13 protein-coding genes are annotated in these 18,539 nt (G+C 69.3%); 6 read left to right on the forward strand and 7 right to left on the reverse strand.

The annotated features are described in order from the left end of the window. Window positions 1-18: 18 nt before the first annotated feature. Window positions 19-2,877, forward strand: coding sequence for an aconitate hydratase AcnA (gene acnA / locus DO944_RS02080; protein ID WP_112614176.1), 2,859 nt, complete (start codon window positions 19-21; stop codon window positions 2,875-2,877). Between the two features lie 104 nt (window positions 2,878-2,981). Beyond that, on the forward strand, window positions 2,982-4,970 hold the full coding sequence (dxs, locus tag DO944_RS02085; RefSeq protein ID WP_112614178.1) for a 1-deoxy-D-xylulose-5-phosphate synthase: 1,989 nt from the start codon (window positions 2,982-2,984) through the stop codon (window positions 4,968-4,970). On the opposite strand, the gene DO944_RS02090 is transcribed toward dxs, so the two are convergent. After that, on the reverse strand, window positions 4,952-5,431 hold the full coding sequence (locus tag DO944_RS02090) for a hypothetical protein (RefSeq protein ID WP_146751993.1): 480 nt from the start codon (window positions 5,429-5,431) through the stop codon (window positions 4,952-4,954). The two genes, dxs and DO944_RS02090, sit on opposite strands and share 19 nt — an antisense overlap. Before the next feature lie 107 nt (window positions 5,432-5,538). Then, window positions 5,539-6,216, reverse strand: coding sequence for a TetR/AcrR family transcriptional regulator (locus DO944_RS02095; protein ID WP_112614182.1), 678 nt, complete (start codon window positions 6,214-6,216; stop codon window positions 5,539-5,541). Between the two features lie 66 nt (window positions 6,217-6,282). Here DO944_RS02095 and pepN point away from each other — a divergent pair, with 66 nt between their 5' ends. Continuing rightward, window positions 6,283-8,784: an aminopeptidase N gene (gene pepN / locus DO944_RS02100; RefSeq protein ID WP_112614184.1), complete on the forward strand. Its 2,502-nt coding sequence runs from the start codon at window positions 6,283-6,285 to the stop codon at window positions 8,782-8,784. A 61-nt stretch (window positions 8,785-8,845) separates the two neighbouring features. Here the strand turns inward: pepN and DO944_RS02105 are convergent, their stop codons facing one another. The 4 genes from DO944_RS02105 to DO944_RS02120 form a co-directional block, all read right to left on the reverse strand. Further along, on the reverse strand, window positions 8,846-10,990 hold the full coding sequence (locus DO944_RS02105; protein WP_112614186.1) for a 3-hydroxyacyl-CoA dehydrogenase NAD-binding domain-containing protein: 2,145 nt from the start codon (window positions 10,988-10,990) through the stop codon (window positions 8,846-8,848). A gap of 11 nt (window positions 10,991-11,001) precedes the next feature. Further along, window positions 11,002-12,219 (reverse strand): thiolase family protein, encoded by a 1,218-nt coding sequence (locus tag DO944_RS02110; protein ID WP_112614188.1) that lies wholly within the window; start codon window positions 12,217-12,219, stop codon window positions 11,002-11,004. A gap of 72 nt (window positions 12,220-12,291) precedes the next feature. Beyond that, window positions 12,292-13,488 carry an HRDC domain-containing protein gene (locus DO944_RS02115; RefSeq protein WP_112614190.1) on the reverse strand — a complete coding sequence of 399 codons (1,197 nt, stop codon included), beginning with the start codon at window positions 13,486-13,488 and terminating at the stop codon, window positions 12,292-12,294. Beyond that, window positions 13,481-14,071 (reverse strand): DUF3000 domain-containing protein, encoded by a 591-nt coding sequence (locus DO944_RS02120; protein ID WP_112614192.1) that lies wholly within the window; start codon window positions 14,069-14,071, stop codon window positions 13,481-13,483. The genes DO944_RS02115 and DO944_RS02120 overlap by 8 nt, the downstream gene beginning before the upstream one ends. A 25-nt stretch (window positions 14,072-14,096) precedes the next feature. On the opposite strand from DO944_RS02120, the gene DO944_RS02125 reads away from it, so the two are divergent. Further along, a complete protein-coding gene (locus tag DO944_RS02125; RefSeq protein WP_112614194.1) occupies window positions 14,097-15,317 on the forward strand; it encodes a S9 family peptidase in 1,221 nt (406 codons plus the stop codon). Here the strand turns inward: DO944_RS02125 and DO944_RS02130 are convergent. Continuing rightward, window positions 15,271-15,978 (reverse strand): dihydrofolate reductase family protein, encoded by a 708-nt coding sequence (locus tag DO944_RS02130; RefSeq protein ID WP_258524532.1) that lies wholly within the window; start codon window positions 15,976-15,978, stop codon window positions 15,271-15,273. The genes DO944_RS02125 and DO944_RS02130 overlap by 47 nt on opposite strands. A 33-nt stretch (window positions 15,979-16,011) precedes the next feature. Here DO944_RS02130 and zapE point away from each other — a divergent pair, with 33 nt between their 5' ends. Continuing rightward, the gene (zapE, locus tag DO944_RS02135; RefSeq protein ID WP_112614196.1) at window positions 16,012-17,040 is read left to right on the forward strand and encodes a cell division protein ZapE; all 1,029 of its coding nucleotides are present in this window, start codon (window positions 16,012-16,014) and stop codon (window positions 17,038-17,040) included. A gap of 165 nt (window positions 17,041-17,205) precedes the next feature. Then, window positions 17,206-18,474, forward strand: coding sequence for an ammonium transporter (locus DO944_RS02140; RefSeq protein ID WP_112614198.1), 1,269 nt, complete (start codon window positions 17,206-17,208; stop codon window positions 18,472-18,474). Window positions 18,475-18,539: the final 65 nt, after the last annotated feature.

An 18,539-nucleotide genomic window follows, 5' to 3' on the forward strand; every position in this document is an offset into this window, starting at 1 on the left:
CGATGAAGGAGAGCAGACGTGTCCACTGTTGACAGCTTCGGAGCCAAGAGCACCCTGACGGTCGGCAGCACCGACTACGAGATCTTCCGGATCGACACGGTCGAGGGTTACGACCGTCTTCCCTTCAGCCTCAAGGTGCTGCTCGAGAACCTCCTGCGCACCGAGGACGGCGCGAACGTGACGCAGGAGCAGATCCGCGCGCTGGGTTCGTGGGACGCCTCGGCAGAGCCCGACACCGAGATCCAGTTCACCCCGGCCCGCGTCGTGATGCAGGACTTCACGGGCGTGCCCTGCATCGTCGATCTCGCCACGATGCGCGAGGCGGTGACCGCGCTCGGCGGTGACCCCAACCGCATCAACCCGCTCTCGCCCGCCGAGATGGTCATCGACCACTCGGTCATCGCCGATCTCTTCGGCAGCGAGAACGCCCTCGAGCGCAACGTCGAGATCGAGTACGAGCGCAACGGCGAGCGTTACCAGTTCCTCCGTTGGGGTCAGGGCGCGTTCGACGACTTCAAGGTCGTCCCCCCGGGCACCGGCATCGTCCACCAGGTGAACATCGAGCACCTCGCGAAGGTCATCTACGACCGCAACGTCGACGGTGTGCTCCGTGCGTACCCCGACACCTGTGTCGGCACCGACTCGCACACCACGATGGTCAACGGCCTCGGTGTCCTGGGTTGGGGTGTCGGCGGCATCGAGGCCGAGGCCGCGATGCTCGGTCAGCCCGTGTCGATGCTCATCCCGCGCGTCGTGGGCTTCAAGCTCACCGGCGAGATCCCCGCGGGCGTCACCGCGACCGACGTCGTGCTGACGATCACCGACATGCTGCGCAAGCACGGCGTGGTCGGCAAGTTCGTCGAGTTCTACGGCGCCGGCGTCGGGTCCGTCCCGCTCGCGAACCGCGCCACGATCGGCAACATGAGCCCCGAGTTCGGGTCGACCGCCGCGATGTTCCCCATCGACGACGTCACGCTCGACTACCTGCGCCTGACCGGCCGCGACGAGCAGACCGTCGCCCTCGTCGAGGCGTACGCGAAGGAGCAGTCGCTCTGGCACGACCCCGCGAACGAGCCGAGCTACAGCGAGTACATGGAGCTCGACCTCTCGACGGTCGTCCCGTCGATCGCCGGCCCGAAGCGCCCGCAGGACCGCATCCTCCTGTCGGAGTCGAAGGAGCAGTTCGCGAAGGACATCCTCAACTACGCGACGGCCGCCGACGAGGCCGTCGAGGTCGAGGGCACCTTCCCGGCGTCCGACCCGGGCAACGCCCCGGGCGTCGAGCACGAGACCCACTCCGACGACACCGTCTCGCACCAGCACGACCACGCGCACGCGGGTCTGCTCTCGAGCGGCGCACGCCATGCGGCATCCAACCCGGTGAAGGTCACGCAGCCGTCGGGCGAGAGCTACATGCTCGACAACGGCGCAGTGACGCTCGCGGCCATCACGTCGTGCACCAACACGTCGAACCCGTCGGTCATGATCGCCGCAGGTCTGCTGGCCCGCAAGGCCTCGGAGCGCGGCCTCACGCGCAAGCCGTGGGTCAAGACGACGCTCGGCCCCGGCTCGAAGGTCGTCACCGACTACTACGAGAAGTCCGGCCTCGACAAGGACCTCGAGAACCTCGGCTTCTACACCGTCGGCTACGGCTGCACGATCTGCATCGGAAACTCCGGCCCGCTGATCGAAGAGGTCTCGGCCGCGATCAACGAGAACGACCTCGCGGTCACCGCGGTGCTCTCGGGCAACCGCAACTTCGAAGGCCGCATCAGCCCCGACGTCAAGATGAACTACCTGGCCTCGCCGCCGCTGGTCGTGGCCTATGCGCTGGCCGGGTCGATGAACTTCGACTTCGAGACCGATGCGCTCGGCAAGGACTCGGACGGCAACGACGTCTTCCTCAAGGACATCTGGCCCGCTCCCGATGCGGTCCAGGAGATCATCGACTCGTCGATCTCGCGTGAGCAGTTCATCAAGCAGTACGCCACCGTGTTCGACGGTGACGAGCGCTGGAAGAACCTGCCCACGCCGACCGGCCCGGTGTTCGAGTGGGACGAGGACTCGACCTACGTCCGCAAGGCGCCGTACTTCGACGGCATGCAGATGGAGCTGACCCCGGTCGCCGACATCACCGGTGCGCGCGTCATGGCGACGCTGGGCGACTCGGTCACCACCGACCACATCAGCCCGGCCGGAAACATCAAGGCCGGCACCCCGGCCGCGCAGTACCTCACCGAGCACGGCGTCGCGCAGAAGGACTTCAACTCCTACGGCTCGCGCCGTGGCAACCACGAGGTCATGATCCGCGGAACCTTCGCCAACATCCGTCTGAAGAACGAGCTCACGGCAGCGGTCAACGACGGCAAGGTCGTCGAGGGCGGCTACACGCGCGACTTCACCCAGGAGGGCGGCCCGCAGTCGTTCATCTACGACGCGAGCCAGAACTACCAGGCGCAGGGTACGCCGCTCGTCATCTTCGGCGGCAAGGAGTACGGCTCGGGCTCGTCACGCGACTGGGCGGCGAAGGGCACCAACCTCCTCGGCGTGAAGGCCGTCATCACCGAGAGCTTCGAGCGCATCCACCGCTCGAACCTGATCGGCATGGGCGTCGTCCCGCTGCAGTTCCCCGCCGGTGAGAGCTGGAAGTCGCTGGGACTCGACGGCACCGAGATCATCTCGATCACGGGCCTCGAGCAGCTGAACGAAGGCGTCACCCCGAAGACGGTGAAGGTCGTCGCCGAGCCGAGCGAGTTCTCGCCCGAGGGCAAGCAGACGGTCGAGTTCGACGCGATCGTGCGCATCGACACCCCCGGTGAGGCCGACTACTACCGCAACGGCGGCATCCTGCAGTACGTGCTGCGCTCGCTCGTCTGAGACACGGAGCTGCAGTAGTCCACGAGAGGCCGGAGCGTCCAGCTCCGGCCTCTCGTGCATCCCGCTGATTAGACTTACCGGCACCCGATGGAAGGAGGAGCTCGATGTCGTTGCTCTCCTCGATCTCGCACCCGCGCGATCTCGACGCCCTCTCGATCGCTCAGCTCGAGACGCTCGCCGGTGAGATCCGCTCGTTCCTCGTCGAGAACGTCGCGCGCAGCGGCGGGCACCTCGGACCCAACCTCGGAGTCGTCGAGCTCACCCTCGCGATCCATCGGGTCTTCGACTCTCCGAACGACCCGGTGGTCTTCGACACCGGGCATCAGTCCTACGTGCACAAGCTGATCACGGGCCGCCAGGACTTCTCGCGGCTGCGCTCGCGGGGCGGCTTGGCTGGCTACCCGCAGCGCAGCGAGAGCGAGCACGACGTCGTCGAGTCGTCGCACGCGTCGAGCTCGCTCAGCTGGGCCGACGGCATCTCACGGGCCTTCGCCCGCACCGGTCGCACCGACCGCCATGTCGTCACCGTGGTCGGCGATGGCTCGCTGACCGGCGGGATGACGTGGGAGGCGCTCAACAACATCTCCGACGACAACGATCGCAACCTGGTCATCGTCGTCAACGACAACGGCCGTTCGTATGCGCCGACGATCGGCGGCATGGCGCGTTTCCTGAACAGGGTGCGCACCACCGAGGGCTACCGGTCGTTGCACGAAGGCTCAGCGTCGCTCTTCGGCCGCCTCGGGCCGGCGGCGCGGGCCGTCTACCGTGGACTCCGCGGTGGGACTCACGGATTCTTGTCCCGGTTCGTGAACAATGAGGCCCTGTACTCGAATCTCGATATCAAGTACCTCGGACCCGTCGACGGCCACGACCTCGAGGCCATGATCGAGACCCTGCGCCTCGCGAAGTCGTACGGTGCGCCGGTCATCGTGCACGCGATCACCGAGAAGGGCCGCGGCTACGCGCCCGCCCGACTCGACGAAGCCGACCAGTTCCATGCCGTGGGGAAGATCGACCCTGCGACGGGCCAGCCGGTCTCCTCCGGTGGCAAGACCAGTTGGACCGACGTGTTCGCCGAGGAGCTCGTGTCTGCGGGGGAGCGCCGCAGCGATGTCGTCGCGATCACTGCGGCGATGCTGCGTCCGACCGGGCTACTGCCCTTCGCGCAGCGGTTCCCCGATCGTGTCCTGGACGTCGGCATCGCGGAGCAGCACGCCGTCGCGGCATCCGCCGGCCTCGCCTTCGGTGGCTTGCATCCGGTCGTCGCGATCTACGCGACGTTCATGAACCGCGCGTTCGACCAGATGATGATGGATGTCGCGCTGCACCGCGCCGGTGTGACCTTCGTGCTCGACCGGGCAGGCGTGACCGGACCCGACGGACCCAGCCATCACGGCATCTGGGACCTCGCGATGCTCCAGCTCGTGCCCGGCGTTCGCATCGCGGCGCCGCGGGACGCCGAGCGTCTCCGCGAGGTGTTCCGCGAGGCGGTCGAGATCGAGGATGCGCCCACGGTCGTCCGCTACCCGAAGGGCTCGGTCGGCGACGAGCTGCCGGCCGTCGAGCGTCTGGACGACGGGACCGACGTGCTGGTGCGGGGCGAGTCGGACGATGTGCTCATCGTGGGCATCGGCCCGATGGCGCGCCTGGGCATCGAGGTCGCCGAGCGCCTGCGAGCACAGGGCATCGGCGCGACCGTCATCGATCCTCGCTGGGTGGTCCCGGTCGCTCGCTCGGTCGTGGACCTCGCGGCTGGACACCGGCTGGTCATCACCATCGAGGACGGGATCCGTGTCGGTGGTATCGGCACACGCATCCGCCAGGTTCTTCGCGAGGCCGGCATCGACACGGCCGTCGACGAGCTCGGACTGCCCGACGAGTTCATCGATCACGCGGAGCGCGACGAGATCCTCGACGACGCGGGTCTGACGGCCGCGAAGATCGCGCACGACGTCGTCGCGCAGGTCCTCGGCACCCGCATCCCGATCGCCCGGCCAAGCGCGGATGCCGCGACGGACTGGTCGGATGCCGCCGACGCGCCGGGCCGCGCGGGTGCGAGCGACGGCGAGCCTCAGCCTCGCGGCCGCTGACGTCGTCGCCGGTCGGGGTAGATGATGCGGTAGCGCTCGTCGGGGGCATCCCCGGTGGCGGCGTCCGGGTCCTGGTCATGCCCGGGTGCGACGACCACCCCGGCGTCGGCCTGCCGAGCGTGTTTCGCGGTGACGAACCACGCGCCTGCGAGCCCGACGGCCGTCACCGGGGTGTTCGCGATCAGAAGCCATGAAGAGTCCAGGAGTGCCGCGAGTCCCGTGGTCGGAGCCGTCACGATGAGGGCGTAGATGGCGGTGACCACGACGCTGAGGAGTACGCCGTACGCGGCGAACGCCGCGAGGTGAACCGGGACGTGCGGTGATCGCCTCAGCCATCTTCCGGGCACGTACGCACCGGGTGCCCCGATAGCGAGGGCGAAGACAGACGCGGGCAGGATGAAGAGAGCTGACACGACGCCGATGCCGCCCGTGCTGATCGCCCAGACGGCGATCAGGAGCATCGCGGTCCAGAACCATGCTCGCGCAGCGCCGCGCAGGAACTCCGAATGGGTGAACGCGAACGGTTCTGATGTCGTCCTCGGGGACTCCGGTCGATGCTCGGCGCCCGTCACGAGCGGGCCTCGGCGATGAGGTCGAGAAGTTCCCGCACCGGCCGCCGCAGCATCGGGAGGCGCGCCAGTGGGAGCGCCATCGCGAGCAGTGCCAGGCCCTTGTCGAGCAAGCGCCGCGTCTTCGCCTGGTGATCGGACTCGTCGTAGACCCAGTACATCGCGAGCAGCAGATGCGCGAGAACGAGCGCTCCGGGCAGCGCCTCGGCGATGTCCTTCGGAAGCTTGTGGTCGGCACCGTCGACAGCGGTACGGAACAGATCCTCCACGATCGCGAGCGAGGCATTCGACTCGGGCGACAGCGGGTTGATCGACGATCGCGGCGAGACGGCGGCCGTCAGGAACTCGGGCGCATGGCCATGCGTCGGCGTCAGTTGATCGAGGCCCGTGTGGAAGACGATCGCGAGCCTGTCCTTGAGGTCGCGCTCCGACTCGAGTCCGGGCAGGGCGGCCGCGCGGTGACCCTGCTGCACCTGCAGGTAGAACTCCTGCACGAGCTCGTTCTTCGACGCGAAGTGGTAGTTCGTCGTCCCGACCGACACACCGGCCTCCGACGCGATGCGGCGGATGGTGGTCGCGTCGTAGCCGCGTTCGCGAAACGAACGCAGCGCCGTCTCGACGATCAGGGCACGTGTGCGGTCGCGCTTCGATCCGGTCGGCTCCGGGGTGCTGAACATGTTCAGATACTAGCGTGCAGGCAGCCCCGGCCACCGGCTTCCCCGCTCCCGTGGAAGCATGGAGGGATGACCGGCGACAACCTCACCCGTACCGACGCCCAGCATCGTGCAGCCGAGGTCCGGCTCCACACCATCGATGTCTCCCTCGACGTCCGTGACGCCCCGCGCGCCGAGGAGACCACGTTCAGCACCCGTGCGATCCTGTCGTTCGATGCGCGCGTCGGCGGTGAGACCTGGGTCGACTTCCTCGGTTCGAGCGTCGATGCGGTCATCGTGAACGGCGAGAACCGGCCCGTGGAATGGGACGGCGCGCGCATCCGCATCCGCGACCTCTCGGAGCACAACACCGTCTCGATCGCGGCGCGCGGCGTCTACAGCCGCTCGGGCGAGGGCCTCCACCGCTTCGTCGACCCGGTCGACGGCGCCGTCTATCTGTACACGCAGTACGAGCCCGCGGACGCGCGTCGCGTCTACCCGTGTTTCGAGCAGCCGGACCTGAAGGCACGCTGGCGGATGCGGGTCGCGGCGCCGGAGGGCTGGCGGGTGCTGTCCAACGGTGCGGAGACCGACCGCCGGGACCTCGACGGCGGTACCGAGGTCACCTTCGCTGAGACCCTCCCGATCTCCAGTTACATCACCGCCGTCGCAGCGGGCCCCTACCACCGCGTCGGCGCGGTCTGGGACGGACCCGAGGGACCTGTCGACCTGGGCGTCCTGTGCCGTGCCTCGCTGGCGCCGTACCTCGACGCCGAGGAGATCATCGACATCACCCGCCGTGGGCTCGCGTACTTCGGTGAGGCGTTCGGGCTCGGCTATCCGTGGGGCAAGTACGACCAGATCTTCGTGCCCGAGTACAACCTCGGCGCGATGGAGAACCCCGGTCTCGTCACGTTCACCGAGGCGTACGTCTTCCGCGGGGCCGCGACCGCCGCGCAGCGCGAGGCCCGCGCCAACACGATCCTCCACGAGATGGCGCACATGTGGTTCGGCGACCTCGTGACCATGCGGTGGTGGGACGACCTGTGGCTCAAGGAGTCCTTCGCGGACTTCATGGGCTCGCATGCGTCTGTCGCGACCGGGCTCTATCCGGATGCCTGGGTGAGCTTCGCGAGCCGGCGGAAGGGGTGGGCCTACGAGCAGGACCAGCTTCCGACCACGCATCCGATCGTGGCCGACATTCCCGACCTGCAGGCGGCCAAGCTCAACTTCGACGGGATCACGTACGCCAAGGGAGCGTCCGTGCTCAAGCAGCTCGTCGCGTACGTGGGGGAGGAGGCGTTCTTCGCCGGCGCGCGCAAGTACTTCGCCGACAACGCCTTCGGGAACACCACGCTCGGTGATCTGCTGGACGCCCTGGAGCACACCTCCGGGCGCGACCTGCGGGCGTGGAGTCGCGCCTGGCTCGAGACCACCGGGATGTCGGATCTGTCGGTCGAGCGCGGTGAATCGGACGGCGTCACGATCGTCCAGACCGATCCCCGACCCCACCGCGTGACGATCGGACGGTACGCGGCGTCGGAGGGGGCGCTCCGCCGAGAGGGCGGGGTCGAGCTCGATCTCGTCGACGCCCGGACGCCGCTGCCCGGGGATGCCGCGGGCGTGATCATCCCGAACGACGACGACCGCACCTATGCCAAGGTGCGCCTCGACGGTGACACGACGGCAGCGCTCGAGCGCTCGCTCTCGACGATCGGCGATCCGCTCGCCCGATCGGTGGCGTGGGCCGCGCTCTGGAACGCGGTTCGCGACGGTCGCCTCGACGTGGCACGCTACCTCGAGATCGTCGGAGTGCACGCCGCGGCCGAGACCCACATCGGCCTCCTCACCGACGCAGTCGCGCATGCCGACTACGCGCTCGCCCACTACGCCGCTCCCGCACAGCGCGAGTCGCTCGCCGCGCGCTGGCTGGAGACCGTCTGGCGGTCGTTGCACGAAGCCCGCCCCGGGACGGACGCCCAGCTCGTCTGGGCGCGCGCCCTGGGCGCTGTCGCCGCGATGGATGCGGGGCGTGCGGCGTCGTTGCGCCAGCTGCTCGCCGGCGAAGGGCAGCTCCCCGACGGTCTCGTGCTCGATGCGGACCTGCGATGGAGCTGGCTGTTCGCGCTCGCCTCGACGGGCCAGGCCAGCGCCGCCGAGATCGACGCCGAGCTGGTCCGCGACGATACCGCGAAGGGGAGGCGAGCCCACCGCGCCGCCCGAGCGGCGCTGCCGGAGGCGCCGGTGCGCGAGGCCGCGTGGGTCGCGGCGTGGACGGATGAGACCCTGTCGAACGACGAGCTCGACGCCACGATCGCCGGTGTCCGCGCCGGAGGGCGACGCGATCTCATCGCGGCCCTCGACGGGGACTATTTCTCGCGCATCGCCCGAGTCTGGGAGACCCGGAGCATCGAGATCGCGCGCCGCCTCGTGCGCGGTCTGTTCCCGGCGTCGGATGACCTGACGGCGGCGACGACGTGGCTGGACTCGAGCCCCGGGGCGCCGGCCGCGTTGCGTCGCATCGTGATCGAGCAGCGCGATGTCCGCGAGCGCGACCTGCGCGTGCAGAGCGCGCAGGGCCGACCGGCGTGACGCGACGAGGAGCCCGCGGCTTCGTGCCACGGGGTCCTCGTCGGCGGTGCAGCGCTGGCTGTCAGCGGTTCGCGATCCCGCGGATGGGCGGGTGGTGGAACGTGTCGCCGAACGCCCGCTCCGATGCGCCCTCCCGATCGAGGTAGGGCGAAGCGCCGCCGTCGATGAACGGCCAGCCCGCGCCCAGGATGAGACACAGGTCGATGTCCTGGACCTCGGGAACGACGCCCTCGTCGAGCATGAGCTTGATCTCCTGCGCCAGGCCGTCCTGAACGCGCTGGAGGATCGTGTCGGCCGCGACCGGCGACGAACCCGTCGCCTTCTTCGCGATCTTCTCCGCGGCCTTGGTGAAGCCGGTGACCCGTCCTCCCTTGTCCTTCTCGACGACCTCGGGCAGTTCCGCGAGCTGGTGGAAGTTCTCGTTCGCATAGAAGCGGTCGGGGAACGCCGAGGTCATCGTGTCCTGCACGTGTGCGGCGACCTTCCAGCCGACGAGGTCGATGAGCTGGAAGGGCCCCATCGGCAGCCCCAGCGGCGCGAAGGCCTTCTCGACATCGGCGACCGGCGTGCCCTCGTAGACGGCACGCGCCGCCTCGCCCATGACTTTCGCCAGCAGTCGGTTCACGACGAAGCCGGGCGCGTCGGCCGTCAGGACGGCGTTCTTGCCGAGGCCCTTCGCGACGACGAACGCGGTCGACAGGGCAGCATCCGTCGTCTGCGATGTCTTCACGACCTCGATCAGCGGCATGACCGCGACGGGGTTGAAGAAGTGGAAGCCGACGAGACGCTCGGGGTGAGCGAGCTTCGCGCCGATCTCCGCCACGGACAGCGACGAGGTGTTCGTCGCGAGGATCGCGTCGTCAGCGATGATCTTCTCGATCTCGCCGAAGACCTGCTGCTTGACCCCGACCTCCTCGAACACCGCCTCGATGACGAAGTCGCAGTCGGCGTACTCGCTCTTGTCGACCGTGCCGTGCACGAGCGAGCGGAGCTTGCCCGCCGTGTCGGAATCGATGCGGCCCTTCGCCTCGAGCTTGCCGATCTCGTCGCGAATGTAGGCGAGCCCCTTGTCGACGCGCGCCTGATCGAGGTCCGTGATGAGCACGGGCACCTGGAGCTTGCGGACGAACAGCAGCGCGAACTGGCTGGCCATGAGGCCCGCGCCGATGACGCCGACCTTCGTCACCTTCTTCGCCAGCGCCTTGTCGGGAGCGCCGACCGGCCGCTTCGCGCGCTTCTGCACCAGGTCGAAAGCGTACATCGACGCGGCGAACTGGTCACCCGAGATGAGTTCGGCCAGAGCGTCGTCCTCGCGGGCGAAGCCTTCGTCGCGTGAGCCGCCGCGGGCCTTCTCGAGCAGCTCGAGGGCCAGGTAGGGAGCCTTCGGGACGGTGCCGATCTTCGACTCGAGCATGCCGCGGGCAACCTTGACGGCGATCGGCCACTTGGTCAGGCGCTCGAGCTTGCCGGGCTCGTTCTTGCGCGTGACCGAGACGGCGCCCGACAGCACGCGGTCGGCCCAGGCGAGCGAGTCCTCGAGGTAGCTCACCGCGGGGAAGATCGCGTCCATGATGCCCAGGTCGTACGCCTGCTGCGGCTTGAGCACGCGGTTCTGCTTGAGCGGATTGCTGATGACCACTTCGAGCGCGTTCTCGATCCCGATGAGGTTCGGCAGCAGGTAGGCGCCTCCCCAGCCCGGGATGAGCCCGAGGAAGACCTCGGGCAGCGCGATCGCCGCGGCGGAGGCGTCCACGGTGCGGTACGTGCTGTTGAGCGCGATCTCGAGACCGCCGCCGAGGGCGAGGCCGTTCACGAAAGCGAAGGAGGGGACGCCCAGCTGCGACAGACGCCCGAGCACCTGGTGCCCGCGCTGCGCGACGAGCTTCGCGATTTCCTTCGAGGGCAACCGTGAGACATCGGAGAGGTCGGCGCCCGCAGCGAGGATGTACTGCTTGCCGGTGATGCCGACGGCGTCGATCTCCCCGGCCGCCGCACGGGCGGCGAGCGTCTCGAGCACGCCGCCCAGCTCGGCGAGCGTCGCCGGACCGAGCGTGTTCGGCCGGGTGTGGTCTCGTCCGTTGTCGAGGGTGATGAGCGCGAGCGTGCGGCCCGAGGCGAGCCGGACATCGCGCACCAGCGAATGCGTGACGACCTCGTCACCGGTGAGGGCGTCGAGGGGGGAGAAGTCGATGTCGTCGTAGGTCATGTCGGCGCGCCTCACTTCTTCGCGGTCTTCTTCTTGCCGGTGTAGTGCGGGTTCTCCCAGATCACGGATCCGCCCTGGCCGAGGCCCACGCACATCGCGGTGAGGCCGTAGCGGACGTCGGGGCGCTCGGCGAACTGCGCGGCGAGCTGGATCATCAGACGCACACCGGATGCCGCCAGGGGGTGACCGACCGCGATCGCGCCGCCCCACGGGTTGACGCGCGGATCGTCGTCGTCGATGCCGAAGTGGTCGAGCAGCGAGAGCACCTGCACCGCGAACGCCTCGTTGAGCTCGAAGAGCCCGATGTCGTCGATCGTCAGGCCGGCCTTGGCGAGCGCCTTCTCGGTCGAGGGGATGGGGCCGATGCCCATCACCTCGGGCTGGACGCCGGCGAAGCCGAACGAGACCATCCGCATCTTCGGGGTGAGCCCCAGCTCCTTCACCGCGCGCGAGCCGGCGAGGAGGCTGATGGTCGCGCCATCGGTGAGGGGCGACGAAGTGCCCGCGGTGACGCGGCCGTGCGGCCGGAAGGGGGTCTTCAGCTGCGCGAGGCCCTCCATGGTGGTCTCGGGCCGGCGCCCCTCATCCTCGGTCGCGAGGCCCCACGCGCCGTCCGCGGACTTCACCGCGACGGGAACGAGGTCGGGCTGCAGCTTGCCGGCGTCGTACGCGGCCTGCGCCTTCTGCTGGCTGCGCATGCCGAACCGGTCGGCGCGCTCCTTCGTGAGGACCGGGAAGCGGTCGTGCAGGCGCTCGGCGGTGATGCCCATGTTCAGGGCATCTGCGCTGACGAGCTTCTCGGTGAGGAAGCGGGGATTGGGGTCGGTGTCTCCGCCGCCGAGCGGGTGGCGGCCCATGTGCTCGACGCCGCCCGCGAGGGCGAGGTCGTACATGCCGATGCCGATCGACCCGGCCATCGTGGTGACGCTGGTCATCGCGCCTGCGCACATGCGGTCGATGGCGAAGCCCGGCACGCTCTGCGGAAGGCCGGCGAGGATCGCCGCAGTGCGGCCGAGGGTCAGGCCCTGATCGCCCTGCTGCGTCGTCGCGGCGATCGCCACGTCATCGATCCGGTCGAGCGGCACATCGGGGTTGCGTTCGATCACGCCCCGGATCGCTTTGACGACGAGGTCGTCCGCTCGGGTGTTCCAGTACATGCCCTTCTCGCCGGCGCGCCCGAACGGGGTACGCATGCCGTCGATGAAGTAGACGTCCGAGATCTCGGCCACTTTGCCTCCAGAAGATGGGATCGACTCCAGCCTAGAGAGCCGGGGAGGCCGGGAAAATCGGTTGGATCGAACCTACGAACCGCTCGAGGAGGGCGCGGCATCCCCGTTCACGGAATCCACAAAGGCTTGCGCGATCACCTGTGCGGTCTGCTCAATCTGCCACGGACGTGCGCCGAGCTCGGCAAGTGCTGCGCCGACCGTCTCGGCGGAGATCTCGGCGGGCGGCGCCCACGCCACGCGGCGCAGGAGCTCGGGCGTGAGCAGGTTCTCCGTCGGCATCGACAGGTCCTCGGCACGCTGCTCGACGAGTGGCTTCGCCGCCTTCAGGCGGGCGTCGGCGGGAGGGTTCCGGTCGACCCAGGCCCGCACCGGCGGAAGTCCGTCGCCGGGCAGCCGGTCCGGCGGCAGCGACTGCTCGGCCCGGCCCGCCTCGAAGGCCGCCCACCAGCGGTCGAGCTGCGAGCGGCTCGCGCGGCCGGTGAAGTCCTTGACCTTCGCCAGGTCCTGCTTCGTCTTCGGGTCGGCGGCGAGCGCCGCGACGAGCGCGCGGTCGGGGACGAGCCGGCCGGGAGCGATGTCCTGCTCGCGGGCGTACTCCTCGCGCGCGGTCCACAGCGCACGAGCGACGGCAAGGGCACGCCGGCCGCGAATGGTGTGCAGGCCGCTGAGTCGGCGCCACGGGTCCTCCCGGGGCGGCTTGACCGGCCGATCGAGCACGGCTTGGAACTCCTGGGCCGCGAACTCGACCTTGCCCTGGGCCTCGAGCTCGCGGGCGAGCACGTCGCGGACGTCGATCAGGTGCTCGACGTCGAGAGCGGCGTACTCGAGCCACGATTGCGGCAGCGGGCGCGTCGACCAGTCGGCGGCCGAGTGCGCTTTCGCGAGGACGATGCCCAGCGTGTCCTCGACCACGGCGCCGAGCCCGACGCGGGCGTGGCCCAGTAGCCGTGCGGCCAGCTCGGTGTCGAAGATCGATGTCGGGTCGAGGCCGGCCTCGCGCAGCGAAGGCAGGTCTTGGCTCGCGGCATGCAGCACCCACTCGATCTCGCCGATCGCTGCCTGGAGGGGCGCGAAGGTCGAGATCGCCGGCGGGTCGAACAGGTGCACGCCCGCGCCGCGGCGGAACACCTGGATGAGATAGGCGCGTTGCGAGTATCGGAAGCCCGACGCCCGTTCGACGTCGACGGCGACAGGGCCGTCACCGGCCGCGAGCAGTTCCGCGGCGCGTTCGAGTCCGGCGTCATCGGCGATGACGGTGTAATCAGCCACGGTTCCCCCGGCGTGCTCCGAAAACGGCGACGCCCTCCGACCCCGGAGGAAGGCCGGCCAGCATGCAGGTCAGTTCCGCCCAGGCGTCGATGTGGGCGGTGATGTCTCCGACGGGGGTCCACGAGGCGCGCAGCTCGATCTGCGCACCGTCGCCCTCCTCGGCAAGGCTCCCGAAGCCGCGCGAGAGTGTCTTCGTCGCGGTCCCCGAAACCGAGTGGAACGAGGCGTCGCGGTGATCGAGAGCGTCGATCAGCCATGACCAGGCGACCTCGGCGAGAAGCGGATCGACTCCGATCTCGGGTTCGAGCGGCGCCTGAGCGAAAGCGACGATGCGCCACGGACCGCCCCAGGCGTCGGGCTCGTCGTCGTCGTGGAGGATGATGATGCGCCCGGTGCCGTAGGGGGAGTCGACGGCGTGATCCTCGGGCCGCACATCGCCCGCGAGTGCGAGGGCTTCCGGCGCGAGCCCGGTCGGTGCGGGGATCTCGCGCACCACGAGGTCGTCGCGGAACGTCATCGCCAGCACCGCATCGCGAGCGACGACGAATGCCGTCGCGTCGGCGGGAGGACGGGAATCGGCCACGTCGACAGACTAGAGTGAGGCCTCGATGATGGGTTCCAGGCGCGCCGGGGCTGCGGGCGCATCTCCCGCAGCAGCCACCGCCGCGAAGACGACGATCGCGGCGCTCGCTGGAGCCCTCGGTATCTCGCTCGCGGCGCTCGGCACCGTGTCGATGCGCGTAGCTCGCAGAGTCGTGACGCCCGCGGGGCGGGTGCCCGATACGGAACTGCTCGCCGTCGACGTCGCCGCGCAGACGCTCACCCTCTCGCGCACCCCAGACACCGAGCTCCCCGGTCGATACGGGCTGTTCACGACGGGCACCGCGTCGTACGTCAAGGTCGGTGCCGTGCTGGCTCTGGACGAGAGTTCGGTCAAGCGCAAGCTGCTCACGCAGATCGGAACCGACGACCGGCTGTCGGCTGCTGCCGCGTTCAGCGGCTGGTACTACTCCGATCCCGCGGAGCTGCACCTGCCGTACCACTCTGAGCTCGTCGGGTCCCCGCTCGGGCCCTGCCCCGCGTGGTTCTTCCCTGCCGCAGACGAGGCAGGAGAGCCGAGCGACACCTGGGTCATTCAGATCCACGGACGTGGCACGACGCGGACCGAGACGCTCCGCGCGGTGCCGGTGTTCCACGCCGCCGGTGTCTCATCCCTGCTGGTGTCGTATCGCAACGACGGCGAGGCACCGCGCAGTCGCTCGGGCACGTACATGCTCGGCGCGACCGAATGGCGCGACGTGGATGCCGCGATCGGAGCGGCCCGCCGCCGCGGCGCGCGCCGGATCTTCCTCATGGGCTGGTCGATGGGCGGCGCGATCGCCCTCCAGGTGGCACTCAACTCGGCCCATCGCGACATCATCGCCGGAGTCGTGCTCGAATCGCCGGCGATCGACTGGCGCATCGTGCTCGACTACCAGGCGCACCTGCTGCGCATCCCGGGGCCGGTCGCGAGCACGGCCGTGCGGGCACTGGACAGTGAGTGGGGCTCGCGGGTCGTCGGGCTGAACACGCCGATACCGTTCGACCGGCTCGACGTGGTCGCGCGTGCGGCCGAGCTGCGGCATCCGATCCTCATCCTGCACAGCGACGACGACGGCTTCGTCCCCGCGGACGCGTCGTATCAGCTGGCGGAGGCGCGTCCCGATCTCGTCGAGCTCGAGGTGTTCCGGACCGCCCGGCATACGAAGCTGTGGAACTACGACCCCGAACGGTGGACCTCGGTCATCGGCGAGTGGCTCGAGCGCCGACGCTCAGCCGCAGATAGCTGAAGCCCGCGGCATCCATCAGGGCGCCCGCGACGGCGGTCGGCGCGTCGTCGGCGACCGGCAGGACCGGAAGTCGGACGGGGCCGATCCGTGGCGCGACCGTGAGGCAGATCTCGTCGACCACGCCCGCGGCGACGAACTGCGCTGCGAAGGTCGGACCTCCCTCGCAGACGACGCGCTCCCAGCCGCGGGCCGACACGGCGGCCAGCACGTCGGCGGGGGACAGATCGGGACCGCGGCCAGCGGTGACGACGGTGACGCCGGCGGGCGCCTCGGGGTGGACGCCGTCGGGGACGACGAGGACGACGCGCCCGGCCTCGACCTCGGTCAGGCGGTGGCCGTCGAGACGCCCCGACCGCGAGACGATCGCGAGGGCAGCGGTGCGCGGGACGACGTAGCCCTCGGCCCGGACGCTCTCCGCGCCCACGACGACGACGTCGGCATCCCGGCGGATGATGCCGAGGATGCTGCGGTCGGTCTGGCTCGTGATGGTGTCGCTCGTCCCGTCACCGCCGGAAGCCGACCCGGTGAGGGTGGTCACCATGTTCAGGCGGACGTACGCGCCCGGCGCTCGCCGGTAGCGCCGCTCGAGCCACGCCCGTCCGTCATCCGTCGCGGAATCGGCGCTTTCGCCGGTTTCCGGAAGCATCTCGGTCACACGCACGGCGTCATCCTTTCACGCGGTTAGGGTTGATCCGTGACGAGCACATCCGCCGGAATCCTGCGCCTCAGCGACCGCCGTCCCGAGGTGAGCGGCACCGAGATGCTCGCCGCCCTGGTGCCGCCGCCGCAGTTCGACGCGGCGACGTTCGATTCGTACCGGGCCGACCCGCAGTACCCGTCGCAGCAAGAGGCGAAGGACCTCCTCGAGGCGTTCGCCGGGGGCGGCGCCCCCGCGGCGCGCGGGGGACTGTTCCGCCGTGCGAAGAAGGTGCCCGAGACGAAGCCCGGCGTCTATCTCGACGGCGGCTTCGGCGTTGGCAAGACCCACCTGCTCGCCGCGATCTATCACGCGATGCCGGCACGCCGGAAGTACTTCGGGTCGTTCATCGAGTACACCGCGCTCGTGGGGGCCGTCGGCTACCAGAACACCGTGCAGCTCCTCCGCGGCGCCGATCTGCTCTGCATCGACGAGTTCGAGCTCGACGACCCGGGCGACACGATGGTGATGACGCGGCTCCTCGGCGAGCTCGTCGCGTCGGGCACGCGTCTCGCGGCGACCTCGAACACGCCGCCGAACGCCCTGGGCGAGGGACGATTCGCCGCTCAGGACTTCCTGCGTGAGATCCACGCGATGTCGGCGAGCTTCCAGACGATCCGGATCGACGGCACCGACTACCGGCAGCGTGCCGTCGACGGGCACGCCGTCGCACTCGCGCCCGATGAATACGAGGCGACGATCGCGGAGGCCGCGGCATCCGGACTCGTCTCGGACGACGTGTTCGCCGACGTCATCGCGCACCTCGCGACCGTCCACCCCTCGCGCTACATCCGTCTCGTCGATGACATCGCCACGATCGGCCTGCGTGACGTGACGCAGTTGACGGACCAGTCGGCCGCCCTGCGCTTCGTCGCGTTCGTCGACCGCGCCTACGACGCGCAGATCCCGATCCGCGCGACGGGGCGTCCGCTCGACGAGGTGTTCGGCGACGAGATGCTCGGCGGGGGATACCGCAAGAAGTACCTGCGCGCCATCTCGCGCCTCGTGGCTCTCACCCACTCCTGAGCGCCTGTGCAGGAGTCGTGCGGCGCGAGGAAACCTGATGTTTACCGGGGGAGCGGCAGCGTAACCGTTCGGAAACACGACTGCGCCGTCGGGGGAAACTGGGCGCCTCGACACTGAGGGGACCCGACGCTACACCTGCGTCCCTGCAGAGAGGTTCCCTTCGAGATGGATCAAGGCAACACCGCATTCATACTCATCGCGGCCGCATTCGTCCTGCTGATGACGCCAGGACTCGCGTTCTTCTACGGCGGTCTCGTCAAGGCCAAGAGCGTCATCAGCATGATGATGATGAGCTTCGGCGCCCTCGGGCTCATCGGCGTCCTCTGGGTGCTCTTCGGCTACGCCATCGCCTTCCCCGGCGCTGAGGGAACCGTCGCCCCCTGGTCGATCGACTGGAGCGCGATCGGTCTGAGCAGCCTGCTCGAGACGCCCGCCGACGCCGACTTCCCGCCGATGGCCTTCGTGTGCTTCCAGGCGACCTTCGCGATCCTCACCGTCGCGCTCGTCTCGGGCGCCATCGCCGACCGCGCCAAGTTCGGTGCGTGGATGCTGTTCGCCGGTGTCTGGGCGACGATCGTCTACTTCCCCGTCGCGAGCTGGGTCTTCAACTTCGGCCTCGCCGACGACGGCTCGTTCGAATACGGGGGCTGGATCACCAAGGGCCTGCAGGACGTCTTCGGCGTCGGAGCGATCGACTTCGCCGGTGGTACCGCGGTGCACATCAACGCCGGTGCTGCGGCTCTCGCCCTCGCTCTGGTCCTCGGCAAGCGCGTCGGCTTCCAGAAGGGCGTCCACGTTCCCCACAACCCGCCATTCGTGCTCCTCGGCGCCGGTCTGCTGTGGTTCGGCTGGTTCGGCTTCAACGCGGGCTCCGAGCTCGCCGCCGACGGCACCGCCGCGCTCGCCTTCATCAACACGATCGCCGCTCCCGCCGCAGCTCTCCTGGCCTGGCTGCTCGTCGAGAAGATCAAGGACGGCAAGCCCACCTCCGTCGGCGCCGCGTCGGGCGCTGTCGCGGGCCTCGTCGCCATCACCCCGGCTTGCGCCTCGGTGGACCCCATCTGGGCGATCGTGCTCGGTCTCATCGCCGGTGCCGCCTGCGCCCTGGCGATCGAGCTGAAGTACAAGCTCGGCTTCGACGACTCGCTCGACGTCGTGGGCATCCACCTCGTCGGCGGCCTCATCGGAACGCTGTACCTCGGCTTCTTCGCCAACGGCACGGGCCTGTTCATGGGCGGCGACGCCAGCCAGCTGATCGTCCAGGCGATCGCGGCCCTCGCTGTCCTCGTCTACTCCTTCGTGCTGGCCTTCATCATCGGCTTCGCGATCGAGAAGACCATCGGCTTCCGCGTGAAGAACGAGGACGAGATCGCCGGCATCGACACGGTCATGCACGGCGAGGTCGGCTACACCCTCTCGGACGCGAAGGTCTGATCAGACCTCGGCTCTGACCCGGGCGGGGCATCGCGGAGTGATCCGCGGTGTCCCGCCCTGTTTCT

It is taken from the genome of Microbacterium sp. SMR1 (assembly GCF_003289625.1).
Lineage (GTDB): Bacteria > Actinomycetota > Actinomycetes > Actinomycetales > Microbacteriaceae > Microbacterium > Microbacterium plantarum.